The sequence below is a fragment of the Hyella patelloides LEGE 07179 genome, from assembly GCF_900659865.1.
In the GTDB taxonomy this organism is placed as follows: Bacteria; Cyanobacteriota; Cyanobacteriia; order Cyanobacteriales; family Xenococcaceae; genus Hyella; species Hyella patelloides.
The window spans coordinates 1-4,238 of sequence record NZ_LR214164.1 but is presented as its reverse complement, the minus strand read 5'-3'; the positions used below and the strand labels follow the sequence as shown (position 1 = coordinate 4,238).

The window sequence follows — 4,238 nt, the reverse complement described above, 5'->3', positions numbered from 1 at the left end:
AGCGAGTTTAAACTATACATTTTAACCCTTAAATATAGCAAACTTTTGCAGCAATCAATCTATAATTGTTTCCAGGTAAGTTGCATGAATTTGTTCGCGATCGCTTTGACCAAAATCAACACCCTAGGTTCAATCCTCTCCTTGAAAGAAGAGGTAATTATCCATTGTTCATTATCAATTGTTGAACTTGGTTGCAAGAAGCAAGATCGATCGGAGATCGGCTAAGTGTCATTTAAATCTAAGCTAACCCACGGTTAGCTTGATGATTGTTGACAGTAAAGACGAATTTTTTGAGCGTAGAGACTTTGTAGATCGCGATGTTTTCCTGATTTAATCTCGGAAGTTGCAGCTTGAAAAACTGCTTCATCGGCAAAGGCTTCAATTTGAATACTGAGGCTTTGTAGATAATTGGCACTAGGAGATGCGTCAGTCAAGCCTAGATTCTGGGTTTTTTGCCAAATAATTGTTAACAATTGCTGTACGGTTTGAATTCTGACAGTATTTAAGATCTCCCCAGGGTTTAAAACTCTTCTAGCCTGACTCCAATTACTAAATCCCAACAGGGGAGTAATTTCTCCAAGAGACTTTTTCTGACAGTAATATAACTCTAAACCAGTGACAAATTTAGCTGCAAAGGGTCGATATTTCCCGCTTTTATTTAACTTAGCAATACGAGTGCTAATGGTTTGCTCGATGGCTGTAACTAAAGCTTTATTAAGACTATCCTGGAGAAAATTTAGTAATTCCTGTTCCTCAGAAGCGATCGCATTGTTAGAATTCTCCGTGGGTAAATCGTTTCTGAACGCATAATTACCACTGTCGGGTTCGTAAATTTCCAAAGGTTCTCGGTAACTCCAAATATCGTATTGTCTTAACAGACTGGCTACTTTTTTTAACGCAGCAAATACTGATTCTGCACTGGGAAAGATACAATTACGCTCGCGTAACAGAGTTTGCATCTCCTGCAATTGCTCTTGAGTGGGATTGGGACATTTACCCAGCCTTTTTACTTTTTGTTGACGACGATCTCGACGATAAACTGCGTGAAAAACTTCTATCAAATTGCGATTTCTAGGAGCTAATTGAGCCATTTGTTTGACTCCTATATTATTCAACATTGCCCAATCACTGAGGTGTTGAAAACCAAATTCAGCTAAAAACTTTTTCAATTCTGGATGCTGTTTGGTTTGTAAAAATGCCCAGTTATCCAAACTCATACTGGAGCTATCGGATTTATAAGAGCCGATAATCTCAACTGTAAATAGCTTGTATTGACTAACTTGTGTATTGCCATCGCGATCAATAATTAACTGAGTTTTGCCATCTTCAGCAAGCATAATTTCTCGTTTGCCATCATCATTGAGAACAAAAGGTAGCAAATCATGATAGCTAAAATTATGATTACTGCTAAATAAAGCAGCTAGCTTTTGACAAGATTTCAAAATGGAGTAGGAAACATAACAACGCAAACATAATCCTGCTACTGATGACTTAGATTTAAATAAAGACAACAAAAGATTAATTGTTTCTGTAGAAGATAACTCTTGAGACAATTCTTGGGCTGCTGTAATCTCTTGGAACTCATATCCTTGATTATTCGTAAGGCTAAGACGGCAAATCTGCCAGTATTTTGATAAACCACTCATTGATGGTGTCTATCCTTATGTTTTTCGTTAATAAGAAGAAAAATAGGCTACAGAATAAACTTCTTGGTTAAATTGCCAAAATCTTGGTGAAGTAAAGTAGCAAGTAATAAAGAAATTCAGTCTTACCAAAATCTTGCTAGAAAACAAATTCAAAGTCTAAACTATGGTGCTAAACCACATCTACTTTGAAAACCGTAGTTTTTCTTCTTCTGGATCGAGGTGTTTTTTAACCCATAAGCGATCTCGCAGTGCCTGCTCCGCAGACCACGCAGTGCCAGCCTTCGGCTGATCGCTTTTTCTGAATTTAAAAACTGGAAAACTAGATCGAATCTAATAGTTATCTTAATTTAAGGTTAATTACAGTCGAGGTCTTCTCAATCTCCCTGGGAAATAATTCGACCAGGTATGCCAACTACTGTAGAATTTGCTGGTATGTCTTTGAGGACTACGGCAACAGCACCAACACGGGCGTGACTGCCGAGATTAATATTACCGAGAATTTTCGCTCCCGCCCCCACAGTAACATTACAGCCCAAGGTAGGATGGCGTTTACCGCTTTCTTTACCCGTTCCGCCGAGAGTTACACCATGATGAAGTAAACAATAATCTCCTACCACTGCGGTTTCGCCGATAACTACTCCCATACCGTGGTCGATAAAGACACCTTTGCCAATTACCGCTCCTGGATGAATTTCAATTCCTGTCAAAAAGCGAGCAAGATGGGAAATCAAACGGGGCAAAAAGACAACGCCTAAATTGTGAAGCCCATGGGCTAGGCGATAGAGAATTATTGCTTGAGGGCCAGGATAACAGAACAACACTTCTAACCAGTTGGTCGCAGCTGGATCCCGTCTCATCACAATCGCATAATCTTCGACCAAAGTTTTCCCAATCTTCTTCAGGGTAGCCCAGCTTTTGGGATCAGAATCAATACTGTTGGATAATCTGTTGTAAGCAGTCATAGTTAACAAACTTTTTACTATGGTTGTTTTTGGGTTGATAATAGTTTCCCGTTGTCTCAATCACAGAGGCTCTTTCCGTCACAACAGGCTCGTGAGTTTAAGTTGTGTTCCACTAATGTGAAAACCTCGATCCATAATCACGAGATTGCCTTCACATTCGGGTATTGCAAAGGCAATCTTGATTAACTTGTTATTTGGTTCTAATCGCATCCAGAACTTGGGCTGACTTTTCTCCAACAAAAGTATTATTCAGCATGGTATGGGAATCATCAGTAGGACCTACTTCAGAATCGGGATGATAGATAATAATTCTCAAAGAGTCATCAATGGCACTGAAGCTATGTAACTTATTTTCTGGAAGACAGAAGACTGTTCCCTCCTCCATCTCGAATATTCCTTCATCCACAGTACAAGTTCCACTACCCGAAGCGACAAGCCCAATCCGCAATGAGGGATGGGTATGGGGAGTTTGAGAGATACCTGGAGGAACGTAGAGGAAATTCAAGCAGGGTTCTCCAAGTTTTAAAGGATTAATCAGAACCGTTGCAGAGCAGCCATCAATATATTTTAGTCGTCCTAATGGTTCAATAGGTCCCCCAATGCTAAAAAATCCAGTGTAATTAAGGAGCGTTGCCACTAAAACTTGTCCCGAACCATCTAAAGAAAAGTTACCTGGAACTGTAGCAAAGCTATTCTCTCGCAATAAGAACTCTCCGTTACTGCTTTTGAGAGTAACTTCGCCCTCCGAAACAAATAGAAAGTGCGTGTCCTGTTCGCTATCATTAACTTGAATAGAATTGATGACCCAACGGGCGAGCGATGGATGACCCGCCATAGTGTAGTCTAGTTGAATTGTCTCTAAGAACTTCTGACAGTAAAACTTTTGCATTGCTTGATTATTTGATTTTTCAGATAATTGATTCAGGAGAATACTGTCTTTTTCGGCTTGATTGTGAGATTTGGAATCATTTTGAGCTTTAAAACTGGGTTTCATGGTTTTATTCTCCTTTTAATGGTGTATTTTGAAGTTTTGTGCTTGCTTTCTGCTATTAGGTTGAGCTCTTTCGAGATATGCAGGTGCTTGTTCCAGCTTGAGAAAAATCTTCTCTTTAACTACTTTGTTTAAACTTAAAGAGCGATCGGGAAGAACTAGGGATGATTATTCTGAACTTCTAACTGGACTTTCGGAAAAAAGAGAGAGATAATGACTAAAATCTAGATAAAGCAAAGACTTCACTTGATTCTATCCCCAGACAAATCCCCGATGGGAGCATCCCATTTTGGTAAAAAGAAAAATAAGAAAGATTCTTAATTCGCGAGTAATACTCGCGAATTAAATAATAAGTGTTGTTTGAAAGCACATCAACTGAGAGGATGTACGAAAAGTCTAAAAAGCTACGCTAACCGACGAACCATAATCCGAACCATCGCTGCATAGATGAATGCTTCGGCGGTTTCAGGTAAGACCTCAGAGGATGTACGAAAAGTCTAAAATGTAACTTCTAAGTACAAATAAACTAGAAGTTAGGAAGCAAAGAAAACCTGATCCTACAGATATTTCTAATTCACAATGGACAATTCTCGAACCCTTAATTCCTGATTCAAAACCTGGTGGTCGTCCCAGAACAGT

Annotated in this window: 3 protein-coding genes and 1 pseudogene; 1 reads left to right on the top strand and 3 read right to left on the bottom strand. The window is 39.2% G+C overall.

Annotated elements, in window-relative coordinates; genetic code table 11:
• On the top strand, positions 1–225 hold a 225-nt coding region (locus H1P_RS37890; protein ID WP_222427338.1), incomplete at its 5' end, for a hypothetical protein.
• A 29-nt stretch (positions 226–254) separates the two neighbouring features.
• Here H1P_RS37890 and H1P_RS31405 read toward each other — a convergent pair.
• The 3 genes and pseudogenes from H1P_RS31405 to H1P_RS31395 form a co-directional block, all read right to left on the bottom strand.
• Positions 255–1,646 (bottom strand): hypothetical protein, encoded by a 1,392-nt coding sequence (locus H1P_RS31405; protein WP_144875129.1) that lies wholly within the window; start codon positions 1,644–1,646, stop codon positions 255–257.
• Positions 1,647–2,035: 389 nt separating this feature from the next.
• A pseudogene (gene cysE / locus H1P_RS31400) lies at positions 2,036–2,539 on the bottom strand (serine O-acetyltransferase); the annotation flags it as partial.
• 259 nt (positions 2,540–2,798) lie between these two features.
• A complete protein-coding gene (locus tag H1P_RS31395; RefSeq protein ID WP_144875125.1) occupies positions 2,799–3,602 on the bottom strand; it encodes a cupin domain-containing protein in 804 nt (267 codons plus the stop codon).
• Positions 3,603–4,238: the final 636 nt, after the last annotated feature.